The organism is Leminorella grimontii (assembly GCF_039789245.1).
Taxonomy (GTDB): Bacteria; Pseudomonadota; Gammaproteobacteria; order Enterobacterales; family Enterobacteriaceae; genus Leminorella; species Leminorella grimontii.
In genome coordinates, this window is record NZ_CP146357.1 from 3,990,545 (window position 1) to 4,014,107 (window position 23,563).

Annotated in this window: 14 protein-coding genes; 7 read left to right on the forward strand and 7 right to left on the reverse strand. The window is 55.8% G+C overall.

Going from position 1 to position 23,563, the window contains the following annotated elements:
• Positions 1-397 precede the first annotated feature (397 nt).
• The 5 genes from V8L73_RS18275 to V8L73_RS18295 form a co-directional block, all read right to left on the reverse strand.
• The gene (locus V8L73_RS18275) at positions 398-667 is read right to left on the reverse strand and encodes a hypothetical protein (RefSeq protein ID WP_347253669.1); all 270 of its coding nucleotides are present in this window, start codon (positions 665-667) and stop codon (positions 398-400) included.
• 30 nt (positions 668-697) lie between these two features.
• Entirely contained in the window at positions 698-3,955 is a 3,258-nt protein-coding gene (locus tag V8L73_RS18280) for an autotransporter outer membrane beta-barrel domain-containing protein (protein ID WP_347253670.1), read from the reverse strand.
• An 818-nt stretch (positions 3,956-4,773) separates the two neighbouring features.
• Complete coding sequence (locus tag V8L73_RS18285) at positions 4,774-8,631, reverse strand: autotransporter outer membrane beta-barrel domain-containing protein (protein WP_347253671.1); 3,858 nt, start codon at positions 8,629-8,631, stop codon at positions 4,774-4,776.
• 1,112 nt (positions 8,632-9,743) lie between these two features.
• Positions 9,744-10,190, reverse strand: coding sequence for a peptidoglycan-binding protein LysM (gene lysM, locus V8L73_RS18290; RefSeq protein ID WP_027275125.1), 447 nt, complete (start codon positions 10,188-10,190; stop codon positions 9,744-9,746).
• A gap of 96 nt (positions 10,191-10,286) precedes the next feature.
• On the reverse strand, positions 10,287-11,606 hold the full coding sequence (locus V8L73_RS18295) for a DUF3748 domain-containing protein (protein WP_347253672.1): 1,320 nt from the start codon (positions 11,604-11,606) through the stop codon (positions 10,287-10,289).
• A 184-nt stretch (positions 11,607-11,790) separates the two neighbouring features.
• Here V8L73_RS18295 and V8L73_RS18300 point away from each other — a divergent pair, with 184 nt between their 5' ends.
• Positions 11,791-12,753 carry a threonine/serine dehydratase gene (locus tag V8L73_RS18300; protein WP_347253673.1) on the forward strand — a complete coding sequence of 321 codons (963 nt, stop codon included), beginning with the start codon at positions 11,791-11,793 and terminating at the stop codon, positions 12,751-12,753.
• Positions 12,754-12,766: 13 nt separating this feature from the next.
• Here V8L73_RS18300 and V8L73_RS18305 read toward each other — a convergent pair whose 3' ends face one another.
• The gene (locus tag V8L73_RS18305; protein WP_347253674.1) at positions 12,767-13,288 is read right to left on the reverse strand and encodes a GNAT family N-acetyltransferase; all 522 of its coding nucleotides are present in this window, start codon (positions 13,286-13,288) and stop codon (positions 12,767-12,769) included.
• Between the two features lie 144 nt (positions 13,289-13,432).
• On the opposite strand from V8L73_RS18305, the gene clcA reads away from it, so the two are divergent.
• On the forward strand, positions 13,433-14,839 hold the full coding sequence (gene clcA / locus V8L73_RS18310; protein ID WP_027275127.1) for a H(+)/Cl(-) exchange transporter ClcA: 1,407 nt from the start codon (positions 13,433-13,435) through the stop codon (positions 14,837-14,839).
• A gap of 26 nt (positions 14,840-14,865) precedes the next feature.
• Positions 14,866-15,645: a DUF4886 domain-containing protein gene (locus tag V8L73_RS18315; RefSeq protein WP_347253675.1), complete on the forward strand. Its 780-nt coding sequence runs from the start codon at positions 14,866-14,868 to the stop codon at positions 15,643-15,645.
• A gap of 26 nt (positions 15,646-15,671) precedes the next feature.
• Here the strand turns inward: V8L73_RS18315 and V8L73_RS18320 are convergent, their stop codons facing one another.
• Entirely contained in the window at positions 15,672-16,925 is a 1,254-nt protein-coding gene (locus V8L73_RS18320; protein WP_051155765.1) for an MFS transporter, read from the reverse strand.
• Positions 16,926-17,118: 193 nt separating this feature from the next.
• On the opposite strand from V8L73_RS18320, the gene V8L73_RS18325 reads away from it, so the two are divergent.
• The 4 genes from V8L73_RS18325 (at position 17,119) to V8L73_RS18340 (ending at position 23,429) form a co-directional block, all read left to right on the forward strand.
• The gene (locus V8L73_RS18325) at positions 17,119-17,832 is read left to right on the forward strand and encodes a DUF1266 domain-containing protein (RefSeq protein WP_347253676.1); all 714 of its coding nucleotides are present in this window, start codon (positions 17,119-17,121) and stop codon (positions 17,830-17,832) included.
• Entirely contained in the window at positions 17,829-20,540 is a 2,712-nt protein-coding gene (locus V8L73_RS18330; protein WP_347253677.1) for a DUF805 domain-containing protein, read from the forward strand. Before V8L73_RS18325 ends, V8L73_RS18330 begins: the two co-directional genes overlap by 4 nt.
• A gap of 29 nt (positions 20,541-20,569) precedes the next feature.
• Entirely contained in the window at positions 20,570-21,649 is a 1,080-nt protein-coding gene (locus V8L73_RS18335) for a tartrate dehydrogenase (protein WP_347253678.1), read from the forward strand.
• A gap of 331 nt (positions 21,650-21,980) precedes the next feature.
• Positions 21,981-23,429 (forward strand): NAD-dependent succinate-semialdehyde dehydrogenase, encoded by a 1,449-nt coding sequence (locus tag V8L73_RS18340; RefSeq protein ID WP_347253679.1) that lies wholly within the window; start codon positions 21,981-21,983, stop codon positions 23,427-23,429.
• The last annotated feature ends 134 nt before the right edge of the window (positions 23,430-23,563 follow it).

Here is a 23,563-nt window from a genome sequence, read left to right on the forward strand (position 1 = left end):
TGCATATGCTATCGATATAAATTATATAAAAAATAATTTAATATATATTTCAATCAATTAAATAAAACTAAGGGCTTGAGCCAGCCACCAATATTCCTAAAGAAATCCTATCCCTATATGCATGGTGGGCCGCTCTGACACAGCAGAAAGCATAGAAATCCCTATCCAAGCCTTTATCAATATAATAGATCGATTAAAGTAATTCAAACAACCATTTAGTCTAAACATGGACATAATTACCAATCAAACAGCACAATATTTCATTTAACTGTAAGATTTTATGAAAAAGATCGAAGATAAGATAAAATATAGGTAATAACATTGCAGCACATTAATAGAGATACAAATAAAGATTAATAAAGGAAATAAAAGAGATAAAAATAGCAACAATGAATTATCATTTTTTATTTTGAAAAATGTTGTTTTCAAAAATGAGAAAATAGATAACATCAAATTTCAGTCGCATTTCTTCTTTGAAAAAATCCGGACCGTCGTTTTGCATCTCACGGCGCAGGAATGCTCGTACGGCGTCACCTGGCCCGCATTTTTTATGAGCAAAAGAGGTAAGCACGGTAAATCGGCCATAAAATTCTGAGAGATATTCAAATAGCCCGAACGGGCTTATCATCCTCTGAAGTAGCAAGTAAAAAGGCCCGTAACTCATCATTACGGGCCTTCTATTTAACAACGGCAGGAATTAGAACTTATACTTAAACCCGACCGTCAACGCCGTATCGCTGTAGCCGTCGTCGCCCAGCTGCTGCGCCACGTTGGTCCACAGGTTAGCATGCTTATTAAGCTGGCCTTCAAAGCCCACCTTCAGCTCGCCCACGTTAGTGCTACCCGCCTGACGAGTAGTTACGCCGTCCAGCGTCGCACCCGCCTGCTCGGTATTGTGCAGCCAGTTGGCTTCGGTGTAGACGGTAAACAGCTTATCGCCGCCCTTGTCCATGTCGCTTACGCCGTCGCGAGACAGCTTCACGCCCAGGCGCGTCTGCACGTTGTTGTCGCCGTCGGACGTCACTTTTGTGCCGTTGGCTTCGCGGTGGTCATCGGCTTTTACGCCGTTCCAGATAACCTGCGCCTGCGGCGTCACGTACACGCGACTGTTTTCCCCCTGATACACCGGCATGCGGTAGCCGCCTTCCACCGACGCGCTAAAGCCCTTCATGTCGTAGCTTTCGCTCGCCAGCTGCTCGCCGTTCACGCTGGCATCAAGCAGGCTGTACTGCACCCAGCTGTCGACATACAGGCCGTCCAGCGTTTTGGCGTCCTGATACCAGGTGGCATACACGCCGCCGCTGTAGCCGTCGACCTTTCCCTTGGAGCTGTAGTCACTGTGGCCGTTAACGCTCTTGCTGCTCGACTGGCCGTAGCCCAGCATCAGGCCCAGCCCCAGGCGGTCATCCGCGCCGAACTGCACGCTCGCCACTTCGCCGCCGCCCTGAATCACGTAGGTGTTGGTGGTGGTCTTAACATGCCCGCTGGTGTCTCTGGATTCAGTATGGTTGCCCTGCTGGCGCAGCCACATGCTGGAGTTCTCCGCGCGCCCTTCGCGGTCTTCCAGACGCAGGTTGAACATCTTGCTGGCCGCCGCCATGTTGGCCACGTAGCTGCCCGTTTCTGCGCGCGGAGCGAGCTGCGAACGCAGGTACCAGTTGCCGTTGTCAGCATTCTCGCCGACGCCGCCCTGATACAGGTCATATTCATACGCGCCCGCAACTACGCGGTTGCTCAGCTTGAACACGTCGGCCGCTGACTGGCTGGCGTCCAGCACGCGGACGAGTTCAATACCGTCGTCAACGGTTTGCAGTCCCTGGCCGCCAAGGTTGTTCACCTTAATGCCGGTCGCCGCGCTGCCCAGACGGGTGCCGTCTACCACCAGCATATCGCTGGCGCTGTTGGCGCCGCCTTCATTCAACACTGTGTCAACCGTGATTTGGCCGCCGTTGGCGACAAACACGCCGTTGCCGGAAGCGCCGGGAGTCTGACCGCCGCTGATAACTAACACGTCGCCCACTGCGCCGTTGCCCATATTAATAGCGCCGCTGTTGCTGAAGGTCTGCACGCCAAGAAGCTGAGCCTGCGCCGCACCGCCGATAGCCATGCTGTTAGCCGCATAGCCGGTGCTATATTCACTACTGTTATTCAGGGTGGTGGCCAGGCCGCCGTCGCCCAACAGGGTCATTGTGCCGCTGTTAGTCACCGTACCGTTGCCGCTCAGTCCCATATTGGATACCGATACGCCGAACGTATCGCGCACGCCGTCGCCGGTGGTGTCGGTCACGCTGCGCAAGTTCCACTCGCCCGCGTTCTGGATGTCTGCGCCGTCAACGGTATCGTAGAGGTCGACGCTGCCGGTCATCACGCCTGCGTTGGTCAGGCTGAAGGAGGCCATGGCCGTGCTGTTCGCCCGGTTGCCCTGCGCATTGACGATGCTGTCAGACATCGCGCCCAGCGTACCCTTATTAGTAATAATGGAATTGCCAGCGGTACCAAGATTAATTGCAGTAGCGGTATTGTTGATCTGGCTAGGCGCTGAGTCATCAGTCCAGCCGCCGATCGCATTGACGCCTGCGCCAATCTTGATATCTGTATCACCGCTCAGTCGACGTAAACCACCGGAGATATATTCACCTGCGACAAAAATGGCTGAACCATGTACGGAGGTCGATGCATCGATCGTGCTATTTGAACCGGCAGCCAGTTCGAACTGACCATCAGTAATCGCTTCGATAGCTTTACCTGATTCGCCCTGAACCTTGATGCTGGAATTGTTAATCAGCATTGTGGTATTGCCGACGGCCTGCCCATTACCTCCCTCTACAACGGGCTTGTAATCCGTGGTGCGGCCGATAACACCGCCTTGCAGCGTGCGCGTATCCTTCCCACCGTTGACTGAAAGTGCTGAGTTATTAATTTCGATATAAGAAGTGCCTGCGTCAGATGCCAGAACACCAATCGCTCGGGTATTTGTTGAACTCGCTGCAGCAGTCAGGGAAACATCAATATCGTTGGCAACTATGCTGGCATCGCCGTTGCCGCCAGTGGTTGAGACATAAGCGCCATAGACATCTGTCGCTGAACCGGTAATTGTCGTACCCGTAAGTTTCAGTATGCCGTTACCGCCGGACTGAGGGCGAAGAAAAATTGCGCGACCCTGCCCCTGTGGCGCATTAAAGCTAAATACGCTGCCGGTGTCTTCAATAATGACATCAGTGGCATATCGCGTATTGCTTTCAAGGCCAGAAACGACGCCAACGGATGCGTCCAGCGACAGATTAAACTGATTGTTCTTTGACACAATACTGGAAATACCGCTACCAGATTCAAGGAAGTTTGTCACCGCGCCGCCGGTGCCTCCTGACGTTCCAGTGTAGGCATAGTTGAACGTTGAGCCTTCTATTTGCGTTAACGCATCACCATCCTTAACGTGATTATAAATACCCCATTTTTGCGTGACGGAAGGCGCCACGGTAAGAGTAGAGTCCGTCATACTCGTGGTTGTTTTACCGACGCCAAACGTATTGATCGCTTGAGCTTCCTGTGAGGAAATCGTGCTGCCGATAATATTAACGGCAACCGTGCCGGTTGAGCTGACCGTATTGATAGCAATGATGCCAGCAGTCGAATTTATAACGCTGCCTGCACCTATCGAGGTGAAAAGGTCACCTGTGCTATTCATATTAACGAATGGCGTAACGGTACCATCAGCGATATTCAGCGTAATGTCCGAAGTTGAGTAGGCAATACCGGTCGAATAACTGCCCGCCGCACAGGAAACCGTCGAGCCCGCAGCAGGCGCGACGCCGCCGCTACATTCGTTCGCCGCATAAGCGCCGTTTACGCTAAGCAGCGCAATCCCGGCCAACACGGCTAAAGAAACAGGGGTGCGTTTTTTGGAATAATGCGTAACTGAAGAGGTTACGCATTGATTTGCTTTATTGCTCGCCATAAATATCTATTTAATTCCCTTAAAAAAATCTATTACAAAAATTGAAATAACTAAAATGTTTCGTGATATAGGTAAAAGAATTATCTATAGGGCTCGTTGGCGGACGCTAGAATGGTGAATTGATTGCATATGCTACCGACATAAATTATATAAAAATAATTTAATATATATTTCAATCAATTAAATAAAACTAAGGGCTTGAGCCAGCCACCAATATTCCTAAAGAAATCCTACCGTTATATGCATGGTGGGCCGCTCTGACAAAGCAGAAAGCATAGAAATCCCTATCCAAGCCATGAGCAATATAATAGATCGATTAAAATGATTCAAACAACCATTTAGTCTAAACATGGACATAATTACCAATCAAACAGCACAATATTTCATTTAAGTGTAAGATTTTATGAAAAAGATCGAAGATAAGATAAAATATAGGTAATAACATTGCAGCGCATTAATAAAGATACAAATAAAGATTAATAAGAGAAATAAAAGAGATAAAAATAGCAACAATAAATTATCATTTTTTATTTTGAAAAATGTTGTTTTCAAAAATGAGAAATAGATAACATCAAATTTCAGATGCATTCCCTCTTTGAAACAATACGGACCGTCGTTTTGCATCTCACGGCGCAGGAATGCCCGTACGGCGTCACCTGGCCCGCATTTTTATGAGTAAAAGAGGTAAGAACGGTAAATCGGCAATGAAATTCTGAGAGATATTCAAATAGCCCGAACGGGCTTATCATCCTCTGAAGCAGCAAGTAAAAAGGCCCGTAACTCATCATTACGGGCCTTCTATTTAACAACGGCAGGAATTAGAACTTGTACTTAAACCCGACCGTCAACGCCGTGTCGCTGTAGCCGTCGTCGCCCAGCTGCTGCGCCACGTTGGTCCAGACGTTGGCGTGCTGACTCAGTTGGCCTTCCATACCCAGCTTCAGCTCACCGACGTTGGTGCTGCCCGCCTGACGAGTCGTGACGCCATTCATCGTTACCCCTGCGCGTTCAGTGTTATGCAGCCAGTTCGCTTCGGTGTAGACGGTAAACAGCTTGTCGCTACCCTTGTCCATGTCGCTTACGCCATCTCGGGACAGCTTCACGCCAAGGCGCGTCTGCACGTTGTTGTCGCCGTCGGACGTCACCTTGGTGCCGTTGGCTTCGCGGTGATCGTCGGCCTTCACGCCGTTCCAGATAACCTGCGCCTGCGGCGTCACGTACACGCGACTGTTTTCCCCCTGATACACCGGCATGCGGTAGCCGCCTTCCACCGACGCGCTAAAGCCCTTCATGTCGTAGCTTTCGCTCGCCAGCTGCTCGCCGTTCACGCTGGCATCAAGCCAGCTGTACTGCGCCCAGCTGTCGACGTACAGGCCGTCGAGAGACTTCGAGTCCTGATACCAGGTGGCGTACACGCCGCCGCTGTAGCCGTCAACCTTGCCCTTGGAGCTGTAGTCGCTGTGGCCGTTAACGCTCTTGCTGCTCGACTGGCCGTAGCCCAGCATCAGGCCGAGGCCCAAGCGGTCATCCTCACCGAACTGCACGCTCGCCAGTTCGCCGCCGCCCTGAATCACGTAGGTGTTGGTGGAGGTTTTGACCTGACCGCTGCCGTCTCGGAACGTGGTGCGATCGCCCTGCTGACGCAGCCACATGCTGGAGTTCTCCGCGCGCCCTTCGCGGTCTTCCAGACGCAGGTTGAACATCTTGCTGGCCGCCGCCATGTTGGCCACGTAGCTGCCCGCTTCAGGGCGGATGACGCTTTCCGGCGTAGGGCTTGGCGACAAGAATTGAGAACGTAGATACCAATTGCCGTTGTCGGCATTCGCGTCGACGCCGCCCTGATACAGTTCGTATTCGTAAGCTCCGGCAACGGCGCGGCCTCTCAGAGTGAACACGCCTGCCGCTGACTGACTGATGTCCAGTACGCGTACGACTTCAATGCCGTCATCCGTGGTCTGCGCGCCCAGGCCGCCAAGATTGTTCACCTTGATGCCAGTGGCCGAGCTGCCCAGACGGGTGCCGTCTACCACCAGCATATCGCTGGCGCTGTTGGCGCCGCCTTCATTCAACACTGTGTCAACCGTGATTTGGCCGCCGTTGGCGACAAACACGCCGCCACCGGAAGCGCCGGGAGTCTGACCGCCGCTGATGATAAGCACATCGCCCACCGCGCCGTTGCTCATGTTAATGACGCCGCTGTTGCTGAAGGTCTGCACGTTCAGGATCTGGCCCTGCACCATACTGTTGATGAGGTAACCGGTGCTGTAAGCGCCGGTACCGTCCAGAGTACTGGCCTGGCCGCTGTCGCCCAGCAGTGTAATCACGCCGCTGTTGGTAATGTGGTTGTCGCCACTGCTGCCGAAGTCTGATACCGCTACCGTCAAAGCGTCGCGAATGCGGTCACCGTCCGTGTCGGCAAATTTACGCAGGTTCCATTGTCCGGCATTGTCAACCGTGACACGAGCGTTGTCGGCGGTCATGACGCCCGTCATTTGGCCGTTAGCCTGGTTGTTAAAATGAATAGAGGCATTGGAAGCAGTAAATGAGGTAGCCAGTATCCGATCGCTATCGGACGTGATAGAACCGCTGTTGTTGACGGTATCCTGCGGCGTAGCGCTGTCATCGCTTCTGAGCATCAGGGCAACCTGTCGACCATTAACCCGTCCCCCGTTCAGGATGTTGAATGTGTTGCTGTCACTCATGTCGGCGGTAAGGCCAAACAGGGAGTCGACGTAGCCGCTGCTGCCGATAGTGATAGCTGACGTACCGCCGGTATGAGCGACGCCGCCGGACCAAGCAACGATGCCAAACGAGCTGCCGACTATGTTTCCGTTATTTTCAATGGTGATATGGTTGTTGTTTCCGGTGAGCGGTTTGGCTTCGATACCGTATTGGCCGACGCCGCGCATGGTGTCATGCAGGATATCGCCGTTATTAACGATGTTGATGGCCGCACCGTCACCACCTCGTATCTGGATGCCGCGCGTGCCAGAGCCAAGTACGTGGACTGTACCACTATTGGTGACGTCGATGACTGAGGCTCCGGCGCTGCTGGCCAGAATGCCGTAGCTGGTGTTGCCGCCGATGGTAAGATTGCCACTATTGACAATACTAATATCCGCAGCCCCATCTGCTTCAGCAAGGATAGCGGCCCCGTTAGCGCCTAACGTCTCGATCGCGCCGGCATTATCAACGGTAATCGCGCCGGTCGTTGAGAAAGCCTGAATGCCGCTGCCGTTTTCGCCGCGAGCAACAAGCTTACCCGTGTTGATTAGACTGACTGTTCCTACACCAGTGCCAAGCGTACCGTACTTACTGTCACCATAAAATGCCGCCGAGTCCAACCCATTAACGTCTATCAGATCCCCGGTGAAAGCCGCTTCTACGTCGCCCTGTGAGCTAAGAGCAGCAATACCGAATGCCGCATGCCCTGTACCATCATCCGCTCCGGACAGCTTAGCGTGAGTTATGATAGTGCCCGTGGCGCTCACTTTTGTTGAGCCGACTCTTGCCGATGCGTGAATGCCGTCAGAGTTATCGCTAAAGACTTCAATACGTGGGCCAGTATAGGCTACCTCGACATCACCGGTTCCCGTAGCCGCTGCGCGAATACCGCTGGAGTTAACCGCGTGAGTTATGATATCGCCGGAATACATCACCTTGTTAGAGCCATTCAGCGAGCTGGAAAAAATGCCATAGCTCCGGTCAGTCGCGCTGTCTGACGCCGTCGTAATTGCGCCGTTGCCGATTATAGTGATGGAGCCACTGCCCGAAGCGCGAGCATAAACGCCGTGGCTATTAGCGCCATTAGTCTGAATAGCGCCACCGTTGTGAATGAAGGTATCCGCTCCTCTACTGCTTAAATAGGCCTCGATACCGTGGGCATTATCGCCTAATGTGTCAATCCGGGCGGCAGAATCAATTTCAATCTGAAGCTCACTGTTTACCCGAATGCCAGAGTTCACGTTCGCCGCGTTTGCGCCCGAAACCGTGTTATCGACAATCAGGCGCACGCCAGAACCTATCTCTACCTTGGAGTTTCCGGTTCCGGTACTGTTAGAAAGGATTGCATTACCGCCATGTACGGTAATCGTGCCGCTGCCGGTATGAACGATGCTGGACGTGCCGTTGATAGCATTTGCCTCTATGCCGTCAGCATAGTTGGTATTATCCACATTATTGGTCAACGTCAGCTCGCCGCCGATCGTAATGATTGAATTACCGTCGGAGTTACCGCCATTAGAAACAATGCCGGTATCGCCCACCCCGTTAACAACCACTACGTTAGTTCCGGTCAGGTTAATGGCGCTGTCGCCCGCAGTTGTCTCCGCCCAAGCGCGGATACCGTGATTGCCAATCCCACCGCTGGGGTTCGTATTAACCGTGGAGTCGTTAATATTGAGCGTTGCGTTACCAGCAAGCGCCGAGACGTCAATCGCCGTGCCTATACCGGTAACATTAATATTCAGGCCATTTGCGTTCACTTCCGCATTGCCCGACGCAGCTTGACATTCCACATTGGTGGTCATTGTACCGGTCGCATCGCCGCACGCAGCGAATGCAGCCTGTGGCGTCAAAACTAGAGCAATTGCCGCAGCGACCGGGGTTCTCAAAAGCTGGCGAATGACCTGCTGGGGTAAATCGCAGCGGGAAGCTGATAAAAGATGAATAATCATATGCTTGATTTCCTTGAGGTAATTAAAAGAAATTGCTGCGAAAAACTGGGGCGGATACTTTCTTGTTATTTTCGATTTGCTGGATGGTATAGTCTTCCCTACTGAGCGTTATAAAAGCTCTGGTAGGATTTAAGCTGGAGGAAAGAAGGGGTCATGAGGCAAACTCCTTCTTACCGTTTCAAAGCTTGCTTTTGCGTTAAGGTTAATCTGAAAAATGAAGTTGTCGGTCAGGCCGCTGACGATAACTTTCTATCAGCCTCCGGCCGACAGGCGGGGTAGATATACTTAGTCTGAAAGGTTCGGTTACAGCTTTCACAGCGATAACGCTGAAACCCGGTTTTTCCTCGCCCATATTTACGAACGCCTTCCTTCTTTTCGCAGTATCTGCATATTGGAGTTATCGCTAATTTGTATGCACTCCATGCCATATATCACCTCAAAATACGATAAACGAGCATTCTTTTTACCTAGAGCTGAATGATGAAGACATGAAATAACAACAAATAGAGAATAAAATCAACATGAATAACACGCCATTTAGCCTACTCTAAATGCTATCTTTTGTATCAATCAGCAATCGTTATGGAGAAAAATAAGAAATTTCCGCCCAACGCAGCGACAAAATAATAGATCGACTTATGGCAATCAAACAATAATTTAATCTAAAAATGGACTCATAAAACCACAAAACAGATTAACATTCTAACCCAATGATAAAACCAATAAAAAAGATCGAATATAATATAAAAATCAGCCAATAACGTTAAAACTCTATTGGTATGTAAAAAAATAAGCATTTGTCAAAAAGAAAAAACAAGCTCATAAAATATCATCTACTCATTAACAATAATTCAATCCACAGAGATCGCGCACAGAAACAATGAAATAGGAGAGCCACACGAAGGCGAAAATATTAGTAGAAAGATCTTTCAAGCCCCCTCGTCACCTATTAAGGCAAACAAAATGGAAAACAGTTTTCCTCTATCGCCAATATAATACGGCGTCAGCCCATAAACAAAACACCCTGTGAACCATACGCTCACAGGGTGGAAGTGGCTATCTTATTGCCCTACGGATCCGAGATCCGTAGGGCAATAGGCATCGTACGCTCATTAAATCTTGGGAATGCGCAGCACCTGCCCCGGGTAGATCTTGTCCGGATGGCTCAGCATCGGCTTATTGGCCTCAAAGATAACCATGTACTTATTGGCGTTGCCGTACTGAGACTTGGCGATGGCGCTCAGCGTGTCGCCCTTCTTCACGGTATAGAAGTTACCCTCTTCTGAAGGCTGCTCGACGTTCAGCCTGTTTTCAACCTGGCCAATGCTTGCTACGTTGCCAAGGATCACCATCAGCTTTTCTTTAAGCTCTTGATCCGCGGCTTCACCGCCGACGACCACGGTGTCGTCTTTAACGTCGAGTTCTATCTTATCCATGCCCGGCAGGCCCACCTTGTTCAGGTGTTCCTTGAGCTTAGCGACCTTATCTTCCGGTTTGCTAGAGACGTTATCCCAAAGCTTCTCGCCCGCTTCCTTTACAAAATTGAATAAAATTCCCATTCTCTTCTCCAACAAGGACATAAGTGAAAACGCATCGGCGGAAAGGGAGAGAAAATGCTCCCTTTCGCCAAGTGCAGTCCCGTACATTATAGACCGCTATACAACGCATTCACCAGTTTCCCAACGTTCTATCTCCGTACCGGTGATAAATAGTTGAGTAAAACCATCAACTTCGCGCATATAGGCGATGTATTTCCCATTGGGTGAGAACACGACCGCATCGGGACAAGGGTGGTTTTCCGCCCGCTTTTCCGTCAGGCGCGTAACCACGCCGCTGTTGACGTCGCACAGCACCACGCTGCCGTCCATCACGAACGCCAGGCTGCGCCCGTCCGGGCTCCAGGTAAAGGCTGACTGTACGCCGAACTCACCGTCCGTGACCTGCTTAAGCTCGCCGCCCTGCGGAGAAACCAGCCAAACTTGCACCACGCCGGAGTCGTCCTTCATCAAAAAGGCGATTTTGCTGCCGTCGGGCGAACTGCGCAGCCAGTGGCGGGGCACGGTCGCCACGCCGGGAAAGCGCCTGTCCACCGTGTGGGTTAAACGGCGCTGCGTAACGGACGCCGGCGGCGACGGCATGGCGTCCGGCGTTCCCGCCAGCGGGCCAATACTGGGCTTGGCGTAGTCATCCAGCGCCGGCGGCAAATCGACGATAAACACTTCCGGCACCTTCTCGCCGCCCTCATCGCGGGTATCGCCAATAAAGGCCAGCGCCCAGCGCTGTCGGCTTCCGTCGGCCTTTACGTAACCCTCACTGCCAATCCAGCCCTCCTCGTAGGCGCAGCTGATTTCATCGCTGCCGGGTTCCGGATGCGCCGTCGTTTGGCTCACCAGCACGCAAAAGTGGCTGCCGTCGTACTCTCTGGGGTGCTGCTTATCTACCGAAACGGGATGCAGCGGGACGGCGACGCCGACGTTGCGCTGATCAAATTCCGCGCCGCGCTCATGCATCAAGCGATCGTTATAGGTAAAGCTCAGGCGGCTGCCGTCCGGGCTGAAAACGTGAACGTGAGAACCGCCGCGCAGCGCGCCCGGCGTAAACGGCGGCGTGATGTCCATGGCGTCCAGCGTGACGGCGCGCTTTCGGTCCGGTTCGGAGACAATAACCCCGCGTCGGCAGTGAAAGTCATAATGCCACTGCGCGTCCGGCTTTTCCGGGCTATGAATAAACGCATAGCGAACGGGCTCGGCAGGGCTAACCGTCACTACGCCGACAAAGCTTTCAGGCTCAGCCTGATACACCACTTCTACTTCACAAGTTTCAACGTTCACCCTCTCAATGGTTTCTCCGGTAAACGACGCGCCGCTGGGACGAACGTCGTAAACCAGCCATTGGCTGTCCGGCGTCCAGACGTTAACGTTAGTTAACTGGTGGTTGCAGGGCGTATAGGTCACCTGTTTATCAGTCTCTTTCATGGTTGCTCCTGCTTGTCGCCTTTGGATATTTTCATGTTGCAAGATAAATACAGCCCTGTCACGGGCGGGTGATAAAAAATTCGGTGCGATACCGCAAAAGGCGTCGAAAAAGGCCATTTTTCTCGACACCTATTGAGCAACAAGATAAAACTAGCCCATTACGTCAAAAATTTCAGGAGGCCCGATGGATTCGCTTATTCGCCAAATTGTTGACGCCCACACCGCCATTCGCCCCCAGGTTAGAGTCACGCCGCTGGAGCTCAGCGCTCCGCTCTCCTTAATAAACGGCTGCGAAATATTCCTCAAGTGCGAACACATACAGCGCACCGGCTCGTTCAAGTTTCGCGGCGCGGTGAACAAGATCCGCCTGTTGAACGATAGTGAGAGAAAAAGCGGCGTGATTACCGCTTCGACCGGCAACCACGGGCAGGCGCTGGCGCTCGCGGCGCGCTCCTCCGGCGTACCCGTCACCGTTTACGCGCCCGCGACGGCGGCAAAGGTCAAACTGGAGGCTATGCGCACCTTCGGCGCACGGGTTGAACTGGTAGAAGGCGACGCGCTGGCGGCGGAAAAGGCTGCGGCCGAACAGGCCGCCGAGCAGGGCAAGCTGTTCGTCTCACCCTATAACGATATCGACATTATCGCAGGCCAAGGAACAGTGGGCGCCGAGCTGTACGACCGGGCGCCGGATCTTGACGCCGTATTCGTCTCCGTCGGCGGAGGCGGGCTCATCTCCGGCGTTGGCAGCATAATGAAAAAGCTGTCGCCCAAAACGCAGATTATCGGCTGCTGGCCGGAAAATGCGACCGCCATGTACTCAAGCCTTCAGGCGGGGAAAATCATCGACGTTCCTGAGCGCGACACGCTGTCCGACGGCACGGCGGGCGGCGTTGAGCCCGGCTCAGTCACCTTCCCGCTCTGCCAGCGGGTTATCGACCGCTGCGAACTGGTTAGCGAACAGGAAATTCGCCGCGCTATGCGGCTGCTGGCAAGCACCGATCGCTGGATGATAGAGGGCGCAGCCGGCGTTGCGCTGGCGGCGGCCCTGCGCCTGACGCCGGAGTTTAAAGGAAGAAAGATTGCGGTCGTGCTGTGCGGAAGAAACATCGTTTTGGAAAAGTATCTTCAGGCTATTGCTGAACAATAGCGACTCGGCCCACTTACAGCTCCATATACATCGCAATACGCGGAACGCGGCTCCACGTTTGTTCCTGTACCAGCGCGCCTTGCAGAAACGTCGGCATTGCGCGCTGTTCGAATTCGTTAAAGCCGATGCGGCGGTAAAAGGGCCCGTTCCACACCACGTCGCGAAAGGTAGTCAGCCCCACGTAGCGGCTTCCCTGCATGCGCGACCAGACGATGGCGGTTTCTATCAGGCGGCGGCCAATTCCACGACGGCCAAACTCAGGGTGAACGCCCACCTCTTTTACCCATCCCCAGTCGCCGACGGCGTCCATCAGGATAAAGCCCATGGGCTCATCATGTGCGCTCACTGCCACCCACAGCCGCTTTTGTGCCTGCGCCTGCTCCAGCGTCGACATCGGCAGCGTCTGCTGCTGTTCCTCTTCGGGCAAAATATCATAAGAAAACAGCGAGGCCGCCGCCCTCTCAATGCCTGCGATAGCAAAAAGATCGTCAACCTGACTCAGGCGAATGGGGTAATGTCCATACTCGACCATCATAGGCACTCCTTTTGTCAGTGATAAAAATCAACGGCACAGCATCTGACGTGATGTCGATACGGCTTTCGCACCGTATAATATTACTTAGTTTATTCTAAGCTGACGCAGTTTGCCGCGCCGCACGTTCATCAATCGGGCAACTCTATGACAATGTCTAACTCCGCTTCTCTCGCCGAGTCCCCTGTTCTTCGGCAAAAGATCGGCCTGCTTCGCCGCCTGCGCAATCAGGACAAAACGCCGGTCGCCGTACTGATACTGGCCGCCGTCGTCGGCTCTCTGGCAGGGCTTTTGGGCGTGCTGTTCGAACACGCCGTTAACTGGGTTAACCACCAGCGGCTGTTTGGCGTCGGCCACGCGGCCGGAAACCCCCTGTTGATTTGGCCGGCGGTATTTATCAGCTCCGCGCTGTTGGCCATGTTCGGCTACTATCTGGTGCGCCGCTTCGCCCCGGAGGCGGGAGGCTCAGGCATCCCGGAAATCGAAGGCGCGCTGCAGGAACTTCGCCCCGTACGCTGGTGGCGGGTGCTGCCGGTGAAGTTTTTCGGCGGGCTCGGCACGCTGGGTGCAGGCATGGTGCTTGGACGTGAAGGGCCGACGGTGCAAATGGGCGGCAACGTGGGCCGAATGGTGGTGGATATCTTTCGCGTTAAGGCCACCGAGGCGCGGCACACTTTGCTGGCGACCGGCGCGGCGGCAGGTATGTCGGCGGCGTTCAACGCGCCGCTGGCGGGCATTTTGTTTATCATCGAAGAGATGCGCCCGCAGTTTCGCTACAGCCTGATTTCCATCAAGGCGGTGTTTATCGGCGTGATTATGTCCAGCATCGTATTTCAGCTGTTTAACGGCAGCCGGCCGGTGATTGAAGTGGCGCGCCTTTCCTCCGCGCCCATTAACACGCTGTGGCTTTATCTGGTGCTAGGCATGATTTTCGGCGTCGTCGGCGTGCTGTTCAACCGCCTGCTCATCGCCATGCAGGACGTCTTCGCCCGCGTCTACCGCAACGACTGGCGCAGGTTTGTCCTGACCGGCGGGCTTTTAGGCGGGCTGTGCGGCATTATCGGCATTATCCAGCCGGAAGCGGCGGGCGGCGGATTTTCCCTTATCCCCATCGCGGCGGCGGGTAACTACTCGCTCGGCGTGCTGATGTTCATCTTTATCGCCCGCATTATCACTACCGTACTGTGCTTTAGCTCCGGCGCGCCGGGCGGCATCTTTGCGCCTACGCTCGCCCTCGGCACCCTGTTCGGCACCGCGTTCGGTACCGCGGCCATCTGGCTGTTCCCCCAGTACGGGCTGGAAGTAGGCACCTTCGCCATCGCCGGCATGGGGGCGCTGTTCGCCGCCACGGTGCGCGCACCGCTGACGGGCATTGTCCTTGTGCTGGAAATGACCGACAACTATCAGCTGATCCTGCCGATGATCGTCACCTGCCTGGGCGCAACCCTGCTGGCGCAAGCGCTGGGCGGCAGGCCGCTCTATTCGGTGCTGTTGGAGAGAACGCTGGAAAAGCAGGAGCGGGAGAAACAGTCACCGCCCGCGGCGTCCCACTAAACGTTCAACGTTGAGGTCACTGACGGATGAAAAGACGAGTCATAGCTATCGCTGCCATCGTGCTGTCTAGCGGCGCTCTTTTCGCTCAGGCGGATACGCTCATCGCCCCCGCGCCGACGGCAAAAATGGACGGTCAGAATAAGACCGTCGCCTTTTACGGCAACTCCTACACACACTACAACAATAATTTAAACACCCGCCTGCGGGATCTCGCCCGCTCGCTGCTGCCCGAGCGCGCCAAGGGGTATAGCTATCGGGGTATTACCATCTCCAGCGGCAGGCTGGGGTGGCACATACCCAACGTTCAGTTCCAGAATACGCTACAAAAATGGGACGTGGTGGTGCTACAAGGAAACTCCAACGAGCCGATCGCCAAAGAAGAGAGTACTCGCAGGTATTTCACCGAGTCGGCGACTCAAATGGCCAAAATCGCCCACGAGGCGGGCTCGAAGGTCGTTTATTTCATGACCTGGGCAAAGCTTAAAAAGCCGGAAGAAACGCAGAAACTGGCCGAAGCCTATATCGATATCGCGCGGAAAACGGGCGGATACGTCGCTCCCGTCGGCCTGGCCTTCGAGAAGGCGATGAAAACGCACCCGGAAATTCGCCTCTACCACAGCGACAATATGCACCCGTCACTGGCCGGAACCTATCTGGCCGCCTGCGTATTCTTCGCTACGCTTTATAATCAGTCGCCGGTCGGCGGAGATGCCCCCGTAGACGGCGACATGTCAAAAGAAACGACGACGATATTACAGCACATCGCGTGGGACACCGTTAACGAATTTCACGCCCCGGCCAACTAGGCCGCAGGCGCTGTTCGCATTAGGCCTTACGGCATCAAGTCCGTCTGGCGCGTCTCTTTCCCCAGCCAAATCACCGCCAGCACGCCGACAAAAATCGATGCGCAGAACAGGGCGAAAATCAGCGAAATCGAGGCGTTCATCGCCACCATGTAACCCACCATCAGCGGCCCGAGAATACCGCCGACGCGGCCAACCGAGGCCGCCATGCCCGCGCCGGTGGCGCGAATAGCGGTCGGATACTGCTCCGGCGTATAGGCGTACAGCGCTCCCCACGCGCCGAGGTTAAAGAACGACAGCAGCATGCCGAACGTCAGCAGTTGAGCGATAGAGTCGGATGCGCCAAAGAAGTAAGCGCAGACGGCGGTGCCGGTCAGGTAGCTCGCCAGGACAAACTTGCGGCCGTAGCGCTCAATCAGCCAGGCGGCGGTGAAGTAACCGGGCAGCTGGGCCAGCGTCATGATCAGCACGTACTGGAAGCTTTTCACCAAACTAAAGCCTTTTAGCATCACCACGCTAGGCAACCACAGGAACATGCCGTAGTAAGAGAACACCACGCAGAACCAGAGGATCCACAGCATCACCGTCGCGCGGCGGTAGTCCGCCGACCACACCGCCCGTACGTTCTCCATAATGGAGGGACGTCGCTTTTGCGCCGCCATTTCGGTATAGCGCGGCGAATCGGGCAGGTGCAGGCGCAGATAGATGGCGTAAAACGCGGGTAGCGCACTTAGCAGCATCGCCGCGCGCCAGCCGTAGTCGGGAATGACGAAATAGGCGATAAGCGCCGCCGCCAGCCAGCCAAAGGCCCAGAAGCTTTCAAGCAGGACGACGATCCGCCCCCGCTCGTGGGATTCAACGCTTTCAGACACCAGCGTCGACGCCACCGGCAGCTCGCCGCCCAGCCCCATACCGATGACAAAACGCAGCGCCAGCAGCGCTGCCAGCGTGGAGACCAGCGCCGTCAGGCCGCTGCCGACGGAGAACAGCAGCAGCGTAACGATAAAGGCCGACTTGCGCCCGGTTCTGTCCGCCATGACGCCGAAGACGAACGCGCCGACCGCCATGCCGATAGAGTTTATGCTGCCAATCCACCCCAGCTGCTGCGCGGTCAGGCCCCAGTCCTGCTTTAGCGCCGCCAATAAAAACGACAGCAGTCCGACGTCCAGCGCGTCGAACATCCAGCCCAGCCCGGCGATCGTCAGCAGCCGACGCTTAGTGACGGTTTTTTGCAACCCAGCCTTCTGCGAGGTCGTTGTCTGTAGCACCCGGAGAGTCCTCATCGTTGGTAAAAAAGAAGAAAATCGAACGACTTTCTTTAGACAAAACGCCCCCAGAAAGCGCGCCGCCTATGTGATAACAGCATACGCAATCGTTTACAACACATTTTTTTGCCTCACTTTGTTCACTCTCCGTTCTATAGTAGTATCTCAAAAATATTATCTTCATTCGTTACGCTACCCGTTGAGTTAATTGATGGACCAACTACACCAACACTGGCTGTTTGCGCTCTCCGCCCCCACGGCGGCGATGAACCTTGACTATGGCGCATCCTACACCGCCCCCAATTTCTACCCTAACGACTCTGAACTGGATTTAACCAACAGTTGGGATATCGACTCCAAATCCAGCCTGATCGAAACCGTTACCCGCATGGTGGACGACGGCCATGCGGAAAACTTGGCGTCTCCCTACTACCTGTGGCACCGCCTGACGCCAAGCCGCTGGAAAGACTACTGCGCCTCTCAGGAAGCGTACCGGCTGCCGGCATTAGAGTTTGTCGCCGGCACCGCCATGGTGTGCGGCGACGGCGGCATTCGAGCCTGGGACCTGAGCCGAATGGGCTTTTTATGCCGCATCGGCGTGCTCAACGGCTGGCTGACGGAAGAAGAAAGCCTGTGGTTTCAAAGCCGCATCGCCCGGCGCGCCCGCCACTATTACGCCAACTGGCACACCTACACGGCGGGATTCGTTACCGGCAGAACCTACTGGCTTGCGCTACAGGAGGAAGACCCCGACTTAAAGCGCTGCGCCCTCAACAATCAGGGCCTGCAGGACGGCAACGTCACGCTGTGCAATCGGCTGCTGGGCGGCGAAGACAGCCCCTATATGCACCTCCCCTGGGATATCGATATGGAGCAGGTAGACATGGACAAGCCCGACTCTCTGGCGGAGGTTGACTGGCAATGAGCTTGAACTGCTGGGAAATTCTGGGCATCGAGCCCACTGATGACAAAAACGCTATTCGCGACGCCTACCGTAAAAAGCTGCCTCAGCACCATCCGGAAAAGGATCCGGACGGCTTTAAAAATCTTCGTCTGGCCTATGAAGAGGCCAACAAGAGCGCGCAGGCAGCCTTTAAGCCCGTCTCTGCGCTCGTCGATGCGCCGCTGTCGCTAAAAGACCTGCCCGCAAACGAAGACGAAGGAGAAACTCGGGAAGAGGTTCAAGGTGATGCGCTGCCTTCAGACGTCACCGAGGTCCTCAACGCGCTGCACCAACTGCTGGATACGCCGGAAAAACGCTATGAGCCGTTGGCCTGGCACGAGTTTATCCAACGGCTGGATATGCACTCTATCAGCACCGTTAACCAACTGTGCTGGCCGCTGCTGGACGTTTTAGAAGACGCCAATAATCTGTCAAAAAACTGCGCTCGCCTGCTGTCTGAACGCCTGCGTTGGAAACAGCGCTTAAGCGAGCTGTCGGGAGAACGGTTCCAGTTCGTCGAACGCTTTCTCCACTTTCTGGAAAAAGACGACTTTTTCGATATGACGCAGCTGTCTGCGCTGCCGCTGCCGGCTCAAAACGCCATCGTCGATCATATCGAGACCATTCACTACCTGTTCTGGGAGCGTCCGACGTGGATGCTCAGCGCCTATCTGGAACAGCATCACGTCACGTATTGGCCCGATTCGCCGGAGCTGATGGCCCTGCGCTGCCGCTGGTACGCCCATGCGGGGATCGGCGATGAAGGACTGCTGGCCTACTGCTTAGAGCAGATGACCGACAACCCGGACGACGTCGACTGGCTATGGCTGTACGCGTCGCACTGTTCGCTGTGCGGGCACAACGAGCGCGCGCTGCCGTTCTGGATCCGCCTGCACGATCGGGAGCTCCACGCCGGCGCCGAAGCCTGGCTGCTCTCCTGGTGTCAGGAGTTCTCGCCGCAGAAGCTGCCGCTGCTGATACAGGCGCTGGACAGGCCTCAGTACCCCGACGCAGAGGGCATCGCGCCGGACGCGCCGACGCAAAGCTACCTGACGCGCACGCAGACCAGCAAAACCCTGCTGCGCTGGAGCGAGTCCTCCCTGTTGGAGCTGCCGCCGCTCGCCGCCGACTACGCCGTCTGGCGGGCCGCCAAAGGGCCGCAAACGTCGGTGCTGCGCCACCTGATTGCGGAAAACGGTTACGACCCGCTGCTGCGCCTGTACCGCCACGCGGCTATGCTGCACCTGGGCGACGAAACTCTGCTGCAGCAGATTATCGATGAGCCCCTGCCGGACAGCGCGCTGGACGCCTTTATCCTGCGCGGCCTTCAGCGTCAGGCGCAGGAGAACCTGCGCTGGCTGCAAACCTCTTCGGTGATAAAGGCGTTTGTCGAGTGGCTGACGCCTGAAACGTCCGCGCCGCTTCCCGATGCGTTCGCCAATAAGGATTCCGACGCCAGCCAGCAGGCGATGAACTGGATACGCCGCAGCCGCTGGTTGGAGACGCACCAGCTTCAAAAGCTGGTGGACAGCGAGCAGTTCGGCGGCAGTCTGGATATCGTCACCGACTGGATAAGCTTTATCACGCTCAACAACAGCATGCCGCTGCCCGCGCCCAAGCAGGATGAAGACTACTGGGACTGGTGCCGCAAGCGCTATGCGCTGGCGCTGCTGCTGGAAACGCCGGCCGAGGCGCTGCCGATGCTGCATCAGGTTCGCGGCCTGACCGTGGAGGCCGACCACCCGCTGTATACGCTGTGGGAGCGGGTGCAGGGGCTTCAGGGCGATGGGGATCTGGTCGCTCAGTATCGCGACAGCCTGACGCTGTCCTACATTCTGCAATACCACTCATGGACGCGCCTGCCCATCACGCCGGAGCAGTATCTTGAGAACAACCAGACGACGACCTCCTATTCCGCCGATCACTTCTACCTCAGCAGCCAAACGTGGCGCGAGCGCATCTGGCGCTCAAACAACTACCACCAGCTGGTGTTTTACGCCGCCTGCGCCTACTGCGGCCACAACAGCCCGGTCGAACGCTTTACCAAAATCATGGAAGACATGACGCTGGATAAAGAGCAGGAAACCGCGATGCGTAAGGCGCTGATTGAGCTTAAGCCCTACGCGTTCGCCCAAAACGTTCGCCATCCGCGCCTGCTGATGTTGATAAACGAAATCACGGCGCTGCGCAAAAGCGATCGCTACGTTACTCCACAGCCGCGGCAGAAGGCGCTATCAGAGTGCATGTCCGATGAGAAAGAGGACGTTACTTTACGGCTGGCGGCGAAGCTTTTGCTACAGGAAGCCAGGCAGCGAGAAAAACGTCAGGGGTCGGACAAAAAGCCAAGCCGCTTCTGGCAGTTCTGGCGTTTCAACACGCGCCTTAACCGCAGCGGCTATCTGGCGCAGGTGCTGGTGGGCACCATAGCGGCCTATTTTGTCTCCCGTTTTGCCATTTCGCTGTCGTCGGACGTCAACGGCCCAATGCTGTTTGGCTTTCTGATGCTGCTAAACGGCGCAAGCGCCGTCGTTCGGCGCATCAACGATATAGGACTCGGCCTGCTGGCCACCGTTTGCGTGATTATCCTTATCTTTGTTGTTACCCCTGCGGCCCTGATTTTGCTTCTCATCCCAGGGACGCAGTCATCCACCAACGCTGGCCCACCGCCGGAAAGGTGGTTCAATCTCTGACCTGAAACGCTAAAAAAGCGAGGCGCCCGATGAAGAAAACCTACAGAATTGCCGCCATTCCCGGCGACGGTATCGGCAAAGAAGTGTTACCGGAGGGCGTCCGCGTACTGCAAGCGGCGGCCAAACGCTGGGATCTCAACCTCTCTTTCGAGACCTTCGAGTGGGCCAGCTGCGACTACTACGAGCAGCACCAGAAGATGATGCCGGACGACTGGTTTGAGCTCTTAAAGCCGTTCGACGCCATCTACTTCGGCGCCGTCGGCTGGCCGGATCGGGTGCCGGACCATATCTCCCTTTGGGGCTCGCTGCTGAAGTTCCGCCGCGAGTTCGATCAGTACGTCAACTTAAGGCCGGTGCGGCTGTTCCCCGGCGTGCCCTGCCCGTTGGCGAATAAGAAGCCCGGCGACATCGATTTCTACGTAGTGCGGGAAAACACAGAAGGGGAATATTCTTCCCTCGGCGGCCGCATGTTTGAAGGCACCGACCGCGAATTCGTAGTGCAAGAGTCGATTTTCACCCGCCACGGCGTCGACCGCATCCTGAAGTTCGCCTTTGAGCTGGCGCAAACTCGCCCGAGAAAGCTTTTGACCTCCGCCACCAAGTCCAACGGTATGGCCATCAGCATGCCCTACTGGGACGAGCGCCTGGCGCTGATGGCAAAAAATTATCCTGAAATCCGCTGGGACAAGCAGCACATCGACATCCTCTGCGCCCGCTTCGTGCTCAACCCGGAGCGCTTTGACGTGGTGGTCGCCTCCAACCTGTTCGGCGACATTCTTTCCGACCTCGGCCCGGCCTGCGCCGGCACCATCGGCATCGCGCCGTCGGCCAACATCAACCCGGAACGCAACTTCCCATCGATGTTTGAGCCGGTGCACGGCTCTGCGCCCGATATTTACGGCCAGAACATCGCCAACCCGATAGCCACCATCTGGACCGGCGCCATGATGCTGGACTTCCTGGGGGACGGCGACGAGCGCTACCGCGCCGCCCACGACGGCATTTTGCGGGCCATAGAGCAAACCATCGCCAGCGGCCCCAAAACCCGCGACCTCGGCGGCCGGGCCTCCACGCAGGAGGTAGGCCAAGCGATCGCCGAGCTGTTATAGCGCTCACAGCGCCTTCGGATTGGGATGGGCTATTCTTAACGGATAGCCCAGACTGATAACAAACTGATTAAATCAGCTTCAGTGAAAATTCCGACCGAAAACACACTGTGCTTATATCATCACTGTGCTCGGCCGGAAGAGCGCCTGAATTAGCTTTGGGAGTGCGGCGGGCCTAGGCTGCCTACGGGCACTTCGTTGGCTTACGCCAAGTCGACCCCCACGGCACCCTCTCCCGCCGTTTAGCCCCGTAAGTTTTATTCAAACCCTTTGTTAACAATCTCTAGACTATCCTTAATGGGTAGCCCTGAAAATCAAGAATGGAGGCCCTTCCATGCAGTTAAGCGATCCTGCGCTGTTTAAACAGCACGCGTTTATCAACGGCATCTGGCTTTCCGCCGCAAGCCAAAAAACCCTCGACGTCACCAATCCCGCCACCGGCGAACGGCTCGGTCAGGTCCCCGATATGGACGAAAACGACGCGCTGCTGGCGGTGGAGGCGGCGAAGCTCGCTCTGGTCGGCTGGCGGGCGCTGCCGGCGCAAAAGCGGGCCGCCCTGCTGCGCGACTGGTTCGAATTGATGCTGGCGCACAGTAAAGATCTCGCCATGCTGATGACGCTGGAACAGGGAAAGCCGCTGGCCGAAGCCGAAGGAGAAATCCGCTACGCCGCGTCGTTTATTGAATGGTTTGCCGAGCAGGCCAAGCGCACCAACGGCGAAATAATCCCTTCCCCCTCTGCGGACCGCCGCCTGATGGTGATTAAGCAGCCGGTCGGCGTATGCGCCGCCATTACGCCGTGGAACTTCCCGTCCGCCATGATTACCCGCAAGGCCGCGCCCGCGCTGGCGGCGGGCTGCACCATGGTTATCCGCCCCGCCACCGAAACGCCCTTTTCGGCGCTGGCGATGGCGGAGCTGGCCTCCCGTGCCGGCATTCCCGCCGGCGTCATCAACGTCATCACCGGGCGCTCCGGCCCCATCGGCGGCGTGCTGACCACCCATCCGGAGGTGCGCAAGCTGACGTTTACCGGCTCGACAGAGGTCGGAAGGCTTTTGATGCGCCAGTGCGCCGACAGCGTGAAAAAGCTCTCCCTTGAGCTTGGCGGCAACGCGCCGTTTATCGTGTTTGACGACGCGGACCTCGACGCCGCCGTTGAGGGCGCCATCGCCGCCAAGTTTCGCAACGGCGGGCAAACCTGCGTATGCGCCAACCGCTTTTACATCCAGCGCGGCATCTACCCGCAGTTTACCGGGCGCTTCACCCAGCGGGTGCGCGAGCTTAAGGTGGGGAATGGGCTAGAGGAAGGCATAGACATCGGCCCGCTGATTAACGCCGACGCGGTGAAAAAGGTGAACGAGCTGGTGGAAGACGCCGTAGCCCGCGGCGCCCACGTGCTGACGGGTAATACGCCCCACCCATTGGGCGGCAACTTTATGACGCCCACCGTGCTTGGCAACGTCCGCCACGGCTCGCGCGTACTGGATGAAGAGATCTTCGGCCCCGTAGCTCCACTGGTGGTGTTCGACAACGAAGAGGAGGCCATCCGGCTGGCCAACGACACCATTTACGGCCTGGCCGCCTACTTCTACAGCCAGAACGCCGCCCGCCTCTGGCGCGTGGGCGAAGCGCTGGAGTACGGCATGGTCGGCATCAACACCGGGCTTATCTCCAACGAAGTCGCCCCGTTCGGCGGCGTTAAGCAGTCCGGCCTCGGCCGCGAAGGCTCCACGCACGGCATCGATGAGTATTTGGAGATGAAGTATTTGTGTCAGGGGTTTTGAATAGGGTCTGACAGCAGTTCATAAATTAACGCTTTGGTCGTCGGCAGCCTACGCGCTGGCGGCCGTATTATTTTCTCAGCGCTATTACATTGGCTATTCCCACTCCTATTTCAGGCAAAAATATTTATAAAGCC